Here is a 16594-nt window from a genome sequence, read left to right on the forward strand (position 1 = left end):
GAACCGCGATGACACGCAAGGCCATCACCATCGCGTTGTTGCTGGTCACGACACTGGGAGTGGCCATGCCGGCGAAGGCTGCCGGACGGCGCACGTACACCGGCGCGATCGACGGCGCGAACTACCGCGTCGAGGTGCCGGACCGCTGGAACGGCACGCTCGTGCTGTTCAGCCACGGCTACGTGCCACCGGAGGACGGCATCCCGGGCGGGATCTGGGTCGCGAACCGCGCCGAGACCGCGGCGTGGCTGCTCGACCACGGGTACGCGCTCGCCGCGTCCGACTACCGGGGCCGCACCGGCTGGGCCGTCGAGCCCGCGCTGCACGACCAGGTCGCGCTGCTCGACTGGTTCACCCGCACGGTCGGCAAGCCGCGCCGCACGGTGCTCAACGGGATGTCCATGGGCGGCGGGATCGCCGTCCAGCTCGCCGAACGCCACCCGCACCGGTTCGACGGCGTGCTCACCACGTGCGCGGCGCACGACGTCCACGCGGGGCTGAACGTCCAGCTGGACATGGCGTTCGTGATCCGCACGCTGCTCTCCTCCCCCGGCGTCGACCTGGTGAAAGCCCGTGATCCGGAGGCCAGCAGGGACGCGCTGCTCGCCGCGGTCGAGCAGGCGGTCACCACGCCACAGGGCCGGGCGCGGCTGGCGCTCGCCGGGTCGTTCGGCAACGTCCCCACCTGGTACTCGGCGCACCTCCCGCAGCCGGAGGGGCTGGAGGACCGCATCCGCGCGATGGCCGCGGTGCTGCACGACGCCTACATCTGGGGCATGGGCCCGACCGGGCGGGTCGACCTGGAACGCCGCGCGGGCGGCAACCCGTCGTGGAACACCGGCGTCGACTACCGGTTCCAGCTCGCCAGGTCCGCGCGCAAGGACCTCGTGCGCGACGCCTACCGCGCGGCGGGCATCGACCTGGCCGCCGATCTCGACGCGCTCGCCGCGGCACCCCGCATCAGCCCGGACCCCGCCGCGCTGCGGTACGCGTACCGGACGTTCGTCCCGCGCGGCACGGCTCGGGTGCCGATCCTGACCATGCACAACACCGGTGACGGCGGCGCGCTGCCCGACCAGGAGCGGTGGCTCGCGTCGCAGGTGCCGGTGAAGCAGCTGTGGGTGGACCGCGGGCAGCACTGCGCGTTCAGCGCCGCCGACGAGATCGTGGCGCTGCGGGCGTTGATCGATCGCATCGACACCGGGAAGTGGCACACCGACCGGCTCAACGAGCAGGTGGCCGCGCTCGGCCCCGCCTACCACCGGGTGTTCGACCTGACCACGTTCACCGACGAGGAGATGCCGCCCGCCTTCACGCGGTTCGCGCCACCCGCGCTCCAGCGCCCGTCACGCTGAGAGCTTGATCCCGACGCCGCACCACGGCACGGCGTTGATCTCGGCGTTCGCGGAGAAGTCGCCCTGGCCCTCCGGCCGCCACGCCGGGCAGCCGACGAGACCGGGTTCGACCAGCTCGAACCCGTCGAAGAAGCGCAGCACCTCGTCGCGGGTGCGCAGGTACGCCTGGTTCTGCGCGCTCTTCTGGTTGTAGGTCTGCACGGCCTCGTCCATCCCTGCGGGCTTCGCCTCGGCCGCGACGTGCGAGAGCGCGAGGATGCTTCCCGGCGGGAGGCGGTCGCGGTACTTCGCGAGAATGGCGGCCGGGTCCCATTCGTCCGGAACGAAGTGCAGCAGCAACAACATGAAGAGACCGACCGGCCGGTCGAGGTCGATCTGCGCCTTCACCTGTTCCGACTCGAAGATGTCGTCGAGATCGCGCAGATCGGCGCGCAACGCGGCGGTGCGGTCGTTGCCGGCGAGCAGCAGCTCGCCGTGCGCGACCGCCACCGGGTCCTTGTCGACGTAGACGACCCGGCATTCGGGCGCGGCGTCCTGGACGATCTCGTGCAGGTTTCCGACGGTCGGGATGCCGGCACCGATGTCGAGGAACTGCCGGACTCCGGACTCCACCATGAACAACGCGGCGCGGCGCAGGAACGACCTGTTCAGCCTGGCCGCGTCCCGGATGCCCGGCATGAGCTGGATGATCTTCTCCGCGAGCGCGCGATCCGGGTGGAAGTTGTGGCCGCCACCGAGCCAGTAGTCGTACACGCGCGCCGGGCTGGGCACGGTCGTGTCGACCTCCGGGGGCACCCAGCTCCGGTCGTGGCTCACACGCACGAAGCTTAGGCCCGATGGCCTACAGCGGCCATGACACATCCGATCGAGTGGTTCTCCTCGCTTCGGACCAGTCGTGCTCCATAGGGTTGCCCGCGTGGATGTTCCTGGCCGTTGGCCGTTGGTCGGGCACACCGTGCGATTACTGCGCACCCCGGTCGAGTTCCTCTCGTCGCTGCCCGCGAGTGGTGACGTGGTGCGGATCTTCCTGGGCCCGCTGCCGGTGTTCCTGGTGACGACGCCGGAACTCGCGTGGCAGGTGCTCACCACCGACGCCGACAAGTTCGACAAGGGCGTCGTTTTCGACAAGATGCGCCCGTTGTTCGGCGACGGTCTCGCGACGTCCAACGGCAAGTTCAACCAGCGGCAGCGGCGGATGGTGCTGCCCGCGTTCAGCCGGGCGCGGATCGAGGACTACGCCGAGGACACCATGACCCGGTTCGCCGTCCAGCTCGCCGCGTCGTGGCAGCCGGGCGAGGTCGTGCGGGTCGACCAGCGGATGCAGGACGTCGTGCTGTCCATCGCCGGCCGCACGCTGTTCTCGGCCGACTTGGGCCCCGAGGTGCTCGACGAGATCAAGCGGTCGATCCCGATCATGCTGAAGCACGTGCTGGTGCGTGCTTTCACGCCGGGTTTCGTGGCGAAGCTGCCGATCCCGGCCAACCGCCGGTTCGACGAGGCGGCCGCCCGGCTGCGGCGGGTCATCCCGGAAGTCGTTGTGGCGGCGCGGAAAGAGGGCGGCGACCACGGCGACCTGCTCTCCACGTTCCTGCGGGCGCGCGACGAGGTGACCGGCGAGGGCATGACCGACGAGCAGATCCACGACGAGGTCGTCACGATCCTCACCACCGGCGCCGAGACCACGGCCGTCGCGCTCTCCTGGTTCTTCCACGAGATCGGCGCGCGACCCGAGGTCGAGCGCCGGTTCCACGCCGAGCTGGACGACGTGGTCGGCGACCGGCAGGTGACGTTCGGGGACCTGCCGAAGCTCGAGTTCACCCAGCGGATCATCAACGAGATCCTGCGCCTCACCCCGCCGTTGATCCTCATGCGCCGCGCCCGGCAGAACATCGTGCTCGGCGGCGTGCGCATCAAGAAGGGCACCGAGGTCGCCGTCAGCCAGCACACGCTGCACCGCGATCCGCGCTGGTTCCCGGACCCGGACTCGTTCAACCCGGACCGCTGGGAACCCGAGCTCGCGGTGGCGTTGCCGAAGGGCGCGTTCATCCCGTTCGGCGCGGGTGCCCGCTTCTGCCCCGGCCACTTCTTCGCGCAGACCGAGATCGCACTCGTCGCGGCGACCGTCGCCCGGCGCTGGCGGCTCGTGCCGGTTGCGGGCGAACGCGTGTACCCGCAAGTGAAAGCCACGATGCAGCCCAACCAGCTGCCGATGACCGCGGTACCCCGGAGGGATCTCCCGTGAGACTGCTGACCGCCTCGCTGCTCGCCTGCTGCGCCCTGCTCGGAGGCGCCGTCGCCGCACCGCGGGCAGACGCGACCGGGGTGACGTGCTCGGTCACCGACCTCCCGGTGACCGGCCCGACCGGTGGCGCGGCCGTCGTGCAGGGCCAGCTGTGCGTACCTTCCGGATCGACGCCGGCGTCCGTGCAGCTGCTGGTGCACGGCGGCACGTACAACCGCGCGTACTGGGACCTCCCGGTCGAGGGTTACTCGTACCAGAAGGACATGGCGCGCAACGGTTTCGCCACGTTCGCCGTCGACCGGCTCGGCGCGGGCGCGAGCACGCACCCGCCGAGCGTGCCGATGCTGATCGGCGCGGAGGCGCGGTCGTTGCACGAGGTGATCTCGCACCTGCGCGCGGGCCACGTCGGCGGCACGTCGTTCGCGAAGGTCGTGATCGTCGGCCACTCGGTCGGGTCCGGCATCGTGGCGGCGGAAGCAGCGACGTACCACGACGTCGACGGCGTGATCCTGTCCGGCATGACGCACATGCCCGCCGTGCCCGTGCTGGTCGTCAGCGCCGCGCTCGGCCTCACGCCGGTGTTCGTGGACTCGCAGCTGGCACACCTCGGCACCGACCCGCTGTGGTTCACGACCAGGCCCGGCGCGCGCAAGCCGTTGTTCTACTCGGACAACGCGGATCCGGCCGTGATCGCGGCGGACGAGGCGACCAAGGACGAGGTGTCCGTGCCGGGCATGGGCACCGTCGCCGTGTTCGGCATCGTGCTGCCCACGACGTACGGCATCGACGTCCCGGTGTTCCAGGCCGTCGGCTCGCAGGACGTGCTGTTCTGCGGCCTGCTCGCGTTGCGCGACTGCTCGTCGGCCGCGTCGTTGTGCGCCGGGGAAGCCGCGTACTACCGGCCCGAGGCCCAGCTGCAGACGTACGTGCTGCCGGGCGCCGGGCACTCGCTCGGCCTGCACCGCAACGCCGCCGAGTACTACGCGGCGTCGCGCACCTGGTTGTCCGCCAAGGGTTTCTAGGCCGGCTTCCACACCAGCAGCAGCGGCCGCTCGGTGGTGACCCAGAAGTACTCGAGACCGTTCAGCGCGATCAGCACGACGGTGCAGAGCACGGCGGTCACCACCAGCGGCAGCAGCGGAGCGGCGAGCCCGAGCAACGCGCACGCGACCACACCTGCCGAGCGGAAGAGCGTGGGAGCGCCGAACATCCGCCACCGGCTGTAGGCGAACCCGGCGAGGAAGATCGCGACACCGGGCGCCAGCAGCAGCTCGGGCATCGAGTGCGGCGCGTCCAGCGGGTGCAGCACCAGCTTCTTCAAGCCCACCGCGATGCACAGGATGCCCACCACGTAGGCGAGATGGGCGTAGGCGAACACCTGCCGCACGATCCGGCCCTGCAACTTCGTGGTGCGCAACGAGTGGTGCATCGCGGACGCACCGAAGTGGAAGTACGTCCACCACAGCGCGCAGATCATCACGAACGCGAGCGCCATCAACCCGAGCGCGCCCGCCGTGACGTCACCGGCGGACAGCTGCGTGCCCAGTGCCACGACGGTCTCGCCGATCGCGATGATGATGAACAACCCGAAGCGCTCGGGCAGGTGCGCGGTCTCGAACGTCAGCGTGCCGGTGGCCCCGCGCATCAGTGCGGGGCTGCCGATCTCGACGAGCGCCGCCAGCGTCCACACGGCGACGCGCCAGCCGTCCGGCAGCAGGCCGCCGAGCACGAAGAGCGGTGCGGCGAGGAACAGTCCGACGGTGAACGGGTCGAGCTTCGCGCCGCCGTAGAAGTGCAGCGGCCGCATCGCCAGCCACAGCACGAGCCGCAGCGCCAGGTACGCCAGACCGAACATCAGCCCGCGGCCGTCGTACGCCTGCGGGATCGCCACCGCGACCCCGAGCCCGGCCGCGGCGACCCCGAACAGGGTGAGGCGCCCGCCCACGATGTCGATCTTCTGGCCGGCCGCGTTGCTGTACACGGTCACGCCGACCCAGCCCCACCAGACGGGCACGAGCAGCAGCAGCGCGAGCCCCTGCCCGGCCGCGAGCAGGCTCGCCAGCTGGGCGATCGCGAACACCCAGATCAGGTCGATGAACAGTTCGGACCAGATGACCCGCTGCTCGCTGGTCTCCTCGGACATGGCGGTCCCCCGTGCGGTGGAGCAGACTTCGAGTTGCGCAACGATGCCACGGGAGAAGCCGATGAGCACACCGCACAGCGAAGAGCACGTCCGGACCGACGGGGAGATCAGCGTCGACGACGCGATCGGCGCCGCGGACGACCCGCAGGCGGAGCCCCGCCAGTAGCATCCGCTGCCATGACTCTCCGGCGCACTGCCACCTCACTGTTGCTGGTAATCGGCGCGCTGGCGTTCAGCGCTGCGCCCGCCAGCGCCCACACCGAGCTGAAGAGCAGCAATCCCGCGGCCGGTGCCGTGCTCGACGAGGCACCCAAGCAGCTGGAACTGACCTTCACCGAGCCGGTCACGCTGCCCGCCGACGCCGTCCAGGTCGTGTCCGACACGGGCAGCTGGACCATCGGCACGCCGTCCGTCGCCGGTGCGGTCGTGACCGTGCCCGTGACGCCCAGCGGCCCGGCGGGCCCGCACACGATCAAGTGGAAGGTCGTGTCGGAGGACGGCGACCCGGTGTCCGGCTCGATCATCTTCGCGCTGTCGAAGCCCGTGGCCGCGCCGACGTCCAGCTCGGCGCCCGCACCGACCACGACGACCACCGAGGCCTCCGGAACCGCGTCCAACACCCCGGCGCCCGCCGCCCAGGACTCGGACAGCGGGTTGCCGGTGTGGGTGTGGGTCGTGATCGGCCTGGTCGTGGTCGCCGCCGCCGGCGGTGGCTTCCTGGTGGCCCGCCGCCGCTAGATCGACGCCTTGAGTCGGGCCGCCGACGTGCCGAGGCCCTTGGGCTTGTGGAACGTCGGCGTGCCCGACGGAGCCGCACCGAACGGGGCGTGCAGCGCGCTCAGGTTCGCCGGGGTGTGGCCGCCGAAGTGGCGGACCAGGTCGGCGTCGCCGTAGCGGCGGCACTCCTCGTGCCAGTTCATGATCCCGACCATCCAGTCCTGCAGCTCGGTCGCGTACCTGGTGAGCGTGGCGCGCGCCTCGGCGTTCAGCGCGTGGTCGTCGAAGAGCTGCGGCAGCCCCTTGTCGACGGTGTGCTGGAACTGCTTCATGCGCGCGGTCATCAGGTCGTTGACGATGTCGATGGCCTGCTGCGCCTCGACCCCGAGGAAGTTCTGCACCACGAGCACCGCGTTGTGCACCTCGCCCTCGTACTGGATCTCCTTGCGGAACGAGTAGACGTCGTTCAGCAGGGCCGCGTAGTCGATCGCGGAGTTCTCCATGTTCTGGATGGTCCGCGTCTCGTAGATCTCGTCGGGAACGCTGGTGCCGTGCGAGAGCCGGGACAACGAGGTCGTCATCTCGGCGCCGAAGGTCTGGCGGCGCATCTCCACGTAGTCGACCGGGTCCGGGATGCGGTTCTCGTGCTGGTTCTTCACCTCCCACAGCCAGCTGTCGAGCATGTTCTCCACGGCCACCTTGAACTTCTGGCGGAACCGCACCGGCATCGGCGTCGCGGTGCGGCGCCAGAGGTCGGCGAGGCCGCGTTCCAGCGCGGACGACGGCACGACAGGGCTCGCCAGCTCGACCGACATCAGGTCCTTCATCCGCTGCGTCGCGGCCTTGGCGGCCGGCATGTTGAGCGTGCGGCCGAAGACGACCGGGTAGTAGTCGTCGCCGTAGGTGCCCCAGGTGAGCCAGTTCGCGGAGAGGTTCAGCTCCTCCAACGTGGCGTCCGGGTCCAGGCCGGCCGAGCACAGCGCGAAGTCGTACGCGTCGAGCTTGTCCCGATCCCACAGGCCGGGGACCTCGGTGAAGAAGCCCATCTCCTCGCCCCACGCGAGCGTCTGCGCGCGGGAGGCGTCGAGGTGCGGCGACAGGGTCAGCTGGTACGGCATGTACATCTGCGGCTTGCGCAGCTCGCCGAGGTCGGTGAACGGCTGGTTCGTGAAGCTGCGCAGGCGTTGCGGCATCGTGGCGACGACGGACTTGAAGATCCGCGCGGCCGACGTGCCGAGGCCGACCGGGCCGCCGAGCTCGGCTGAAGCGCTGCTGTGACCGTTGTTCTGGCTACCGTTCATGTACCGGCTGGACCGCATGTGCCACTCGTGGCCACCGGACTGCCAGTCCTGCAGGCCCTTCACGTACGCCAGGACGGCGACGCGGCCCGCCGGGTCGATCAGGTTCTCGTCGAGCAGCGGCGGCACCTCGGTGAGCGCGGTGTGCTCGAACTGGTGCAGGCGTGAGGTGAGCAGGTCGTTGACGGCCTCCGCGGCCTGCTGGGTGGGGATGTCGAGGAACTTCTCGAACACCAGCACGCCGTTCGACAACTCCCCCTCGTCGAGCACCTCGCGCTCGTAGGAGAAGAGGTCGTTGCGCAGGTGCACCGCGTCGGAGAACGTGTCGCGCAGCACCTCCAGCGGACGCGACGCGGCGATCACCGACGGCACCTCGAAGCCCGCGGCGTGCTCGACGAGGTTCGCCGACCACGGCGCACCGCCGACCTTGCGGCGCATCTCGATGTACTCGATCGGGTTCGAGAGGCGACCTTCGCTGATGTTGCCGAGCTCCCACATGGACTCGTCCAGCAGGTGCTTCGTGTTGTAGGCGAAGCGCTCCCGCCAGTCCAGCGAGTGCGAGCCGACGGTGCGGGTCCACAGGTCCGCGAGGCCCTTCTCGACGGGGTTCGTGGGCGTCGCCCTGATCGGACCCTCCACCGGCATGAACAACGGCAGCCGGTCGAGGTACTCCTTGGCGCTCTTGATGTCCCTCGTGCGCTTGTACAGCTCGACGAAGTGGTCGTCGAAGTAGAAGACCCAGACGTACCAGTCGGTGATCAGGTCCAGCATCTCGCCGTCGCAGTCGGGGTGCGTGTAGGCGCACAGCAACGCGTAGTCGTGCGAGTCGAGGTCGTGCTCCGTCCAGATGACCGTGCCGTGCTGCGGCACGTCGATCATGTCCATCTCGTACGCCCAGGCCTTGGTGTGGACGCGGGCGCGTTCGAGGTTCGGGTTCAGCCGAGCCGGGTGGGGCTCGTAGAACTCAGGCAGCGTGAACGGCTGCGGCATGACCCTGACCTTCCTGCAAATGATCACGACAGGCGCATGCGATCAGGTGAGGACCCGCAAGCACCAGTTATTCCACTCGACCGGACGATCCGCTCGTATCAATAGGACTCTGCGTAATGGTTGACATCGACTAGTCAGAGTCGGATAGTTGAAGCTGACTAAGGAGTGAGATGCGACGCAAGGTGGCCAACCCGTTGGCGCTGGCGGTGCTCGCGCACCTCGTCATGGGGCCGATGCACCCGTACGAGCTGGGCAAGCAGCTGAAGGAGACCGGCAAGGACCGCAACATCAAGTACAACCGCGGCTCGCTCTACATGGTGGTCGAGCAGCTGCGGAAGGCCGGTTTCATCGTCGAGCACGAGACGGTCAAGGACACGCAGCGGCCGGAGCGCACGGTCTACGCGCTCACCGACGCCGGGCGCGACGAGATGTACGACTGGATGCGCCAGCTCGTCTCGGACCCGCAACACGAGTACCCGCAGTTCGGGGTCGCGCTGTCGCTGATCGCGGTGCTGTCGCCGACCGAGGCGGTGGAGCTGCTGCGCGACCGGGTGGGCGCGCTCGCGAAGGAGATCAGCGAGACCCGGTCGCTCATCGGCAAGGCGGGCGACGACGGCGTCGAGTGGGTGTTCCTCGTCGAGGAGGAGTACCGGATCTCGTTGCTGGACGCGGAGCTCCGGTTCGTCACCGGCCTCATCTCCTCCTTCGAGGGAACGGACTACCGCCGTTCGTGGGAACAGCACTTCGGGAGGGAACCATGAAGGCACTGATCATCGGGGGCGGCATCGCGGGGCCGGTCACCGCGCTGGCACTGCGGAAAGCCGGCATCGACTCGGTCGTGCACGAGGCGTACGAGACGACCGCGGACGGCATCGGCGGCATCCTCAACATCACCCCCAACGGCTTGGACGCGCTGCGCATCGTCGGCCTCGGGCAGGAGCTGGTCGGCGAACCCGTGCGGCGCATGGTGATCGCCGACAGCAGGGGTCGCACGCTCGGCAGCATCGACAGCGCGGAACCGAGCCGCGTGGTGTGGCGCGCCGATCTCTACCGCGCGCTGCACGACCAGGCGTCGGCGCAGGGCATCAAGGTCGAGCACGGCAAACGACTCGTGGGTGTGGACGAGTCCGGCGGGACCGTCACGGCGCGGTTCTCGGACGGCACCGCCGACACCGGCGACCTGCTGGTCGGCGCGGACGGCATCCGCTCGACGGTCCGCACGATCATCGACCCGGCCGCGCCCGGTCCCGAGTACGTCGGCCTGCAGGGCTTCGGCTCGTACGCGATCGGCAGCGGGGTGCGCGGCGAGCCCGAGACCATGTACTTCGTGTTCGGCAGCTCGTTCCTCGGCTACTGGTCGCTGCCGGACGGCACGGTGGCCTGGTTCAACAACCTCGCCGTGCGGGAACCGATGTCGCTCGCGGAGGCCCGTGCGATCCCGGCGGCCACCTGGCTGGCCCGCCTGCGCGAGGCGTACGGCGACGACATGCCGGCCAAGCAGCTGCTCGCGCACAGCGACGAGCTCTTCGTCGCCGGACCGATGGAGATCATGCCTCGGGTGCCGCGCTGGCACCGCGGCCGCATGGTGCTGGTCGGCGACTCGGCGCACGCACCGAGCGCCAGCTCCGGCCAGGGCGCGTCGCTCGCCGCGGAGTCCGGGGTGCAGCTGGCCCGCTGCCTGCGCGACATCCCGGACGTGTCACAGGCTTTCGCCGCGTACGAGCGCCTGCGCAGGCCGCGCGTCGAGAGGATCGCCGCGCGTGCCGCGCGCACGAACAACAACAAGAAGGCGGGCCCGGTGGCGGGCGCGATCATGCGTCTGGTCATGCCGGTCATGCTGAGGGCGTTCGGCCGAAAGGCCTTCGCCAAAGAGCAGGCCCATCGAATCGACTGGGATGCCAGGATCTGACCAGAAACGGAAAGATCCAGGTCAGGGCATCACTGTCCGAACACCGGCGCCGACACACCGTTACGCCAACACGCCGGTCCAGTAGCCCGAACGGATGACGACGGCGTCAGGGTTTGGCATGGGCCCCCATCGCTGAGTCATGATTCGCGCATGGCTGCGCATGACAGTGACAGACCGTCACATCAGGCGCCGGTCATGAGCGGCCGCGGAAACCTGCCGGCCGAGACCACCACGTTCGTCGGCCGGGAAACGCTGCTCGCCGAGACCGGCGGTCGGCTACGTCAGGCGCGGCTGGTCACGTTGACCGGCACGGGTGGAGTGGGCAAGACGCGCGCCGCCGTCCAACTGGGACGGCAGGCGCGCGACGCCGGTGTGTACCGGCACGGTGTGTGGATGGTGTCGCTGGCCGGGCTCAAGGACCCCGGTCTGCTGGCGCGCACCGTCGCGCAGTCGCTGGACATCGTCGACAACTCGCGCGAGGCGGGCCTCGCGCACCTGATCGAGTCGTTGCGCGACAAGCACCTGCTGCTGATCCTGGACAACTGCGAGCACCTGCTCGCCGCCGCTCAGCACCTGGTCCACGACCTGCTGCGCGCGTGCGACGGTCTCACCGTGCTCACGACCAGCCGCGAACGCATCGGCACCTACGGCGAGCACATCGTCCGCGTACCTCCGCTCGGCGTGACCGAGGGCGAGGCGGTGCGGCTGTTCCTCGACCGCGCCGGGGCGACGGGCGCCGAGCTCGACGACAGCCAGCTCGGCGAGATCACCGAGCTGTGCCACCTGCTGGACGGCCTGCCGCTCGCCATCGAGCTGGCCGCCGCCCGGCTCGGTGAGCTGTCGCTGACCGACATCCTCGAGCAGCTCGTCGACCGCCGGTTCTCGCTGCTGGTCGGTGGCGACGACATGGGCCTGCCGCACCACCAGACGCTGCAGCGCGCCTTCGAGTGGTCGGCCGCGCACTGCAGTCCTGGCGAGAAGTTGTTGTGGTCGCGTCTGTCGGTGTTCCCGGCGAACTTCAGCCGCGCGGCGGCCGAGGCGGTGTGCACGGGCGAGGGCATCGACCGCGAGGACGTGCTGGACCTGCTGACCGGCCTGGTCCGCAAGTCGATCCTGATCGCCGAGCCGAGCCCGGTGTCCCGCCGCACCCGCTACCGCATGCTGGAGACGGTGGCCCAGTTCGGCGCTCGCATGCTCGCACCGGACGAGCGCGTCCCGGTGCGTCAGGCACACGCGGACCACTACCGCGACCTGATCGCCGAGGCCGCGCGCGACTGGTTCTCGCCGCACGAGGTCCGCTGGATGGGCACGCTGCGCGAGGAGTGGCAGAACATCCGCGTCGCGATCGCGTTCTACCTGTCGCAGCCAGCGCAGGTCGAGTTCGCCGCCCAGCTCGCGATCGACGTGGGCCGCACCCGCTTCGCCACGTTCGCCGGCCTGCTGGGCCAGACGCTGGACCTGCTGGAGAACGCCTACCGCGCCCAGCCGTCCGCCGCGATCCTCGCCCACCGCGCGTGGATCCTGCTCGTGCAGGGCGACGCCGAGGCCGCCGCACCGCACCTGCGCCAGGCCCGCATCCTGGCCCCGCACGACCCCCAGCTGCTGTACACCGAGGCCGCGCACCAGTTCCTGGCCGAGGAGAACCCGGTGCGCGCCAAGGGGTGCGTGGCCACGTTCCGCGTGGTGCTCGACCAGCTGATCGCCGATGGCGACACCCCTGGCGACGCCCACATGGTCGAGCTGTTCTACGCGATGTCCGCCTGCTTCCTCGGCGACCGCGACACCGCGGACCGCTCCACCCGCGGCCTGCTGACGTCCGTCGAAGAGCACCACGCCGAGTGGTCCGGCTCGTGGGCGCTGTGGACGCGCGGCCTGTTCGAGCTGCTGCACGGCGAACCGCACCAGGCATACCTGCTGGCGCAACAGGCATTGGCGACGCAGCACGACATCGGCGACACGTGGGGCCCCGCGTTCAACCTGTGGCTGCTCGCGTGCGCCACCGCCGAGCTCGGCGCCCACCAGCGCGCCGCGCGGTTGTTCGGCGGCCACTGGTCCCAGGAACGCACCTCCCGCATCCGGTTCGCCGGACTGCGGCCGTGGGCCCGCGTGCGCGAGAAGATCGACCGGCGCATCCGGCAGGCACTCGGGGACGACGAGTACACCGCCGAGCTGGCCCGCGGTGCCGCGCTGCGACCCGAGCAGGTGCTCGCGCTCGCACTCGAACCGCTGCCCGCCGCAGAGCGCAAGCCGTCCGGCAAACAAGCGCTGCCCGGTGGGTTGACCAAGCAGGAGTACACGATCGCCGGGCTCGTCGCCGATGGGTTGACCAGCAAGCAGATCGGGGAGCGGCTGTTCATCTCGCCCCGCACCGCTGATCGGCACGTGGTCAACATTCGGGCCAAGTTGGGGTTGCCCAACCGGCTCGCGCTCGCCGCTTGGCATCACGAGCAGATTCGGCGGTTCGAGCGTGGCGGCATTGATCCTGGGCCTGTTGAGCGGGCGTTGGACGCTGCTCTCGAGGGTGGGGACATGATGGCGCCTGCTCTTTATGACGAGTACGTGCGGGTTGAGCGGGATCGGTATCGGGGGCCGTGAGGTTTCTGGTGTGGGGTGGGGAGGTTCTCGCTGATCACCTCACGGTCGCCATATTTTCAGGGCGGGGTCAAGACAAAAAGACGTCTTGACCCCGCCCTGAAAATATGGCAAGGCTGCGCCTGATCAGCGAGCCCCTCCCCACCCCTGCCCTCCGGGAAAGTTTGTTCTGATCATTTGGCCGCCGGTTTGTGCTCGGGGGCCGCGCCCGCTTGGCAGTGCGGGGGTTGGGAGTGCGGCGGGCGCTCCTTTCTTTTGGTACCTGCCGGTTCTCGCTGGGCTCTCTTGGTGCCTGCCGGATCGTGGTGGGTCGCCGGGTGTGCTGGCGTCGCTTCGCTCGCGCGTTCTCGGCTTGCGTGCCTGCGGGGCCGGGGATTGTCGGTGCTGGCTGAGACCATCGATCGGGGGGTTCTCACTGCCAGGGGACGCCTGCGTGAGCGTGCCCCAGCCCCAGCGAGCGACCGGACACGTCGACACGCCGAAACCACGGTCAGGTTGGGGCATCCCTGCCCACGGCGAAGCCCCGAACCCGAGGCCGGGAGCGCCCAGAACCGGGCAAACACCTCGGCCACACCTGGGAACCCCGATGGCGAGCGGCCACGGACACACCCCGCGCGCACAACGGTGCCGCCCAGGCCAACCCCGTGCCCAGGCGGCACCAGAACATGGAGATGCGGCATCGGGCCCCGGCGTGGGCTGGCACGCTGGGGCCCGATGCCCCGGTGGTGCGGCTCAAATCCCTCAGGTGATGCGCACGGACCTCACTTGGCACTCCTTCGCGCAGTGCTGATGCAGAACGGATAACCGGCGGGGTCGATCAACACCCGCCACGCGTCGCCGGGTTGGAAGTCCGGCTTGGTGGCGCCCAGCTTCACGCACCGGGCCTCGGCCTCGTCCAGGTCGTCGGCCGTCAGGTTCAGGTGGAACTGCTTGGGTGAGTCCGGGTCGGGCCAGCGCGGGGGGACTCCGTCCACGCGCCAGAAGACTATGGGGACGCCGTCGCCCTTGATGGTCGCGTGGTCGTCGTCGGCGTCCATGATCTGCCAGCCGAGTACCTGGTGGTAGAAGTCCGCCAGGGCTTTGGGCTCAGCACAGCCGATACCGATCATGGCCAGGTTGGCCGATCCAGCCGCCATGCCACACCGCCTTCGACAGGGAGAACGGTGCCAGGCGGGCTCACCGTGGCGGCGGACCACGGTGAACCCGCCTGATTGCACCTCCAGCACGCGGACGCCACGGTCGAGGCGGTGCCTGACGAATCCGCGGCCACTCCCCCGTGACCGCGGCCATCACCTCGGCCAGACACCATCGTCTCCCGGCCCTGGTCGGCTGACGGTCTGACCGGGCTGGGCGACTCACCTCGTTCGTGGTGTCCGCTCGACACGGGTTGCGTGCCGGTCCACAGGTTCAACCAAGTGAGAGTCCACCCGCATCGGCAAATTGACCCATTCCAACACTATGTAGCCAATGATCCTATCTTTGAGCCCTCAGAACGGCAGACCAACCCGAATGAGGGCAGTTACATCCGATGTCTGTCGCTAGACTGCCGCTTGCCGTCGCCAGCGAGCACCCCAACGGGAGGGTCTATGCGGGCAGTGGCGGCAGTACTCGCTCTAGTCGCGGCGATGGCGGCACCGGCAACAGCGGCACCCAGTACCCCGGCGGACGACGCGTTCACCTCGCCGCGCACGCAGTGGTGGCGGGACGCGAAGTTCGGCATGTTCATCCACTTCGGCACCTACGCGTACTGGGGTGGCGAGTACACGCGCAAGGACGGCACGGTCTGCCAGGACGCCGAGTGGATCCAGCTCCGGTGCGAGATCCCGTGGGCCGAGTACGAGGCGGGCGCTAAGAAGTTCAACCCGGCGAAGTTCGACGCGGGTGCGATCACGCAGCTCGCGAAGGACGCGGGGCAGCGGTACGTCGTCTTCACCGCCAAGCACCACGACGGGTACGCGATGTGGCCGACCAAGACGAACAAGTGGAACCTGCGCGACCACTCCTCGTTCGACCGCAACCGCGACGTCCTCGCCGAGCTGAAGCGGGAGGCCGACAAGAAGGACATCAGGTTCGGGCTCTACTACTCGATCACCGACTGGCACGACCCCGGCACGGCAGGCGACGCGGCCGCGTACAAGAAGACGATGCGCGAGCAGCTGACCGAGCTGGTGCGGAACTACCACCCGGCGACGCTGTGGTTCGACGGCCACGCGCGGGAGTGGTGGACGCTCAAGGACGGCGAGGACCTGCAGGACTACCTCAGGAAGCTCGACCCCAACCTGATCATCAACGACCGGGTCGGCAAGAGCCGGTTCGTCGACGGTGACCACGAGACGCCCGAACGCCACCAGAACATCCCGGCTGCACCGATCGAGGGCACGCTCTGGGAGTCGTGCGTGACCACCAGCAACCGCTGGGGCTGGGCCCGCTACGACACGGCGTTCAAGCCGGCGAGCCAGCTCACCCGCTTCCTGACCGACATCGTCGGCCGTGACGGCAACCTGCTGCAGAACGTCGGGCCGGACAACACCGGTGTCATCCCCGAAGGGGCCGCGAACAGCCTGCGCGGCGTCGGCGACTGGTTGCGCGCCAACGGGCAGCACCAGGCCGTGTACGGCACGGCGCTCACCGGACTCGTCGCGGACCCCGCGTGGGGCGCGGTCAGCCGCAAGGGCGACAAGCTCTACCTCTCGGTCTACGACTGGGGGCCGAAGCTGCACCTGACCGCCAAGGACAACTTCGGCATCACCGGCGCGAAGGTGCTCGGCAGCGACCAGGAGGTGACGTGGCAGAAGGCGGGCGACGGCTACGACATCAGCCCCAAGGGCGCCGCCACCAACCCGGTTGCGACCGTGGTCGAGCTGACCATCACCGCACCCAAGGCCCAAGTCGGACACGGCATCGGACTGAAGGCCCAGTACTGGAAGAACCCGGACTTCACCGGCAAGCCCGCCACCACGAAGACCGAGCCCACGCTCAACTTCGCCTGGCGCCAAGGTGGTTCGCCGCAGGGCGTCGGCACGGACAACTTCGCCGCGCGCTGGACGGGGTTCGTGCAGCCGCAGTTCACCGGCGAGCACACGTTCCTGACGGTGTCCGACGAGACGGTGAAGGTGTGGGTCGACGGCAAGGTCGTCATCGACAACACCACGCCGCACGGCCCGAAGCTCGACAAGGGCACCGTCACCCTGCAGGCGGGCAAGAGGTACTCGATCCGGGTCGACTACACCGAACGCACCGGTGAGGCGTATCTGAAGCTGTTGTGGTCCAACCCGAACCGCCAGCAGCACGTCATCCCCGCCACGCAGCTCTATCCCATGTGAGACGCGGGGAGCGAGACGGAAGTGG

The 16594-nt window shown here is 69.3% G+C and carries 12 protein-coding genes; 8 read left to right on the plus strand and 4 right to left on the minus strand.

The window, feature by feature from the left end; genetic code table 11:
* Nucleotides 1–8 precede the first annotated feature (8 nt).
* Entirely contained in the window at nucleotides 9–1355 is a 1347-nt protein-coding gene (locus tag FKR81_RS10335; protein ID WP_146350743.1) for an alpha/beta fold hydrolase, read from the plus strand.
* On the opposite strand, the gene FKR81_RS10340 is transcribed toward FKR81_RS10335, so the two are convergent.
* Nucleotides 1347–2171: an SAM-dependent methyltransferase gene (locus FKR81_RS10340; RefSeq protein ID WP_146350744.1), complete on the minus strand. Its 825-nt coding sequence runs from the start codon at nucleotides 2169–2171 to the stop codon at nucleotides 1347–1349. The genes FKR81_RS10335 and FKR81_RS10340 overlap by 9 nt on opposite strands.
* A gap of 100 nt (nucleotides 2172–2271) precedes the next feature.
* On the opposite strand from FKR81_RS10340, the gene FKR81_RS10345 reads away from it, so the two are divergent.
* Complete coding sequence (locus FKR81_RS10345) at nucleotides 2272–3597, plus strand: cytochrome P450 (protein ID WP_235921430.1); 1326 nt, start codon at nucleotides 2272–2274, stop codon at nucleotides 3595–3597.
* Entirely contained in the window at nucleotides 3594–4619 is a 1026-nt protein-coding gene (locus tag FKR81_RS10350) for an alpha/beta hydrolase (RefSeq protein ID WP_186762892.1), read from the plus strand. Before FKR81_RS10345 ends, FKR81_RS10350 begins: the two co-directional genes overlap by 4 nt.
* Here the strand turns inward: FKR81_RS10350 and FKR81_RS10355 are convergent.
* Entirely contained in the window at nucleotides 4616–5740 is a 1125-nt protein-coding gene (locus FKR81_RS10355; protein WP_146350745.1) for a low temperature requirement protein A, read from the minus strand. The two genes, FKR81_RS10350 and FKR81_RS10355, sit on opposite strands and share 4 nt — an antisense overlap.
* A 177-nt stretch (nucleotides 5741–5917) precedes the next feature.
* Between FKR81_RS10355 and FKR81_RS10360 the strand changes: the two genes are divergently transcribed.
* Complete coding sequence (locus FKR81_RS10360; RefSeq protein ID WP_146350746.1) at nucleotides 5918–6478, plus strand: copper resistance CopC family protein; 561 nt, start codon at nucleotides 5918–5920, stop codon at nucleotides 6476–6478.
* Here the strand turns inward: FKR81_RS10360 and FKR81_RS10365 are convergent.
* Nucleotides 6475–8745 carry a terpene synthase family protein gene (locus FKR81_RS10365; protein WP_146350747.1) on the minus strand — a complete coding sequence of 757 codons (2271 nt, stop codon included), beginning with the start codon at nucleotides 8743–8745 and terminating at the stop codon, nucleotides 6475–6477. The two genes, FKR81_RS10360 and FKR81_RS10365, sit on opposite strands and share 4 nt — an antisense overlap.
* 170 nt (nucleotides 8746–8915) lie before the next feature.
* Between FKR81_RS10365 and FKR81_RS10370 the strand changes: the two genes are divergently transcribed.
* From FKR81_RS10370 to FKR81_RS10380, 3 genes are all read left to right on the plus strand, one after another.
* A complete protein-coding gene (locus FKR81_RS10370; protein ID WP_146350748.1) occupies nucleotides 8916–9506 on the plus strand; it encodes a PadR family transcriptional regulator in 591 nt (196 codons plus the stop codon).
* A complete protein-coding gene (locus FKR81_RS10375) occupies nucleotides 9503–10654 on the plus strand; it encodes an FAD-dependent oxidoreductase (RefSeq protein ID WP_146350749.1) in 1152 nt (383 codons plus the stop codon). The genes FKR81_RS10370 and FKR81_RS10375 overlap by 4 nt, the downstream gene beginning before the upstream one ends.
* 195 nt (nucleotides 10655–10849) lie before the next feature.
* Nucleotides 10850–13249, plus strand: coding sequence for an ATP-binding protein (locus FKR81_RS10380; RefSeq protein ID WP_186762893.1), 2400 nt, complete (start codon nucleotides 10850–10852; stop codon nucleotides 13247–13249).
* A gap of 758 nt (nucleotides 13250–14007) precedes the next feature.
* On the opposite strand, the gene FKR81_RS10385 is transcribed toward FKR81_RS10380, so the two are convergent.
* Nucleotides 14008–14382 (minus strand): VOC family protein, encoded by a 375-nt coding sequence (locus FKR81_RS10385; RefSeq protein WP_146350751.1) that lies wholly within the window; start codon nucleotides 14380–14382, stop codon nucleotides 14008–14010.
* A 450-nt stretch (nucleotides 14383–14832) separates the two neighbouring features.
* On the opposite strand from FKR81_RS10385, the gene FKR81_RS10390 reads away from it, so the two are divergent.
* A complete protein-coding gene (locus FKR81_RS10390; protein ID WP_146350752.1) occupies nucleotides 14833–16569 on the plus strand; it encodes an alpha-L-fucosidase in 1737 nt (578 codons plus the stop codon).
* Nucleotides 16570–16594: the final 25 nt, after the last annotated feature.

It is taken from the genome of Lentzea tibetensis (genome assembly GCF_007845675.1).
GTDB lineage: Bacteria > Actinomycetota > Actinomycetes > Mycobacteriales > Pseudonocardiaceae > Lentzea > Lentzea tibetensis.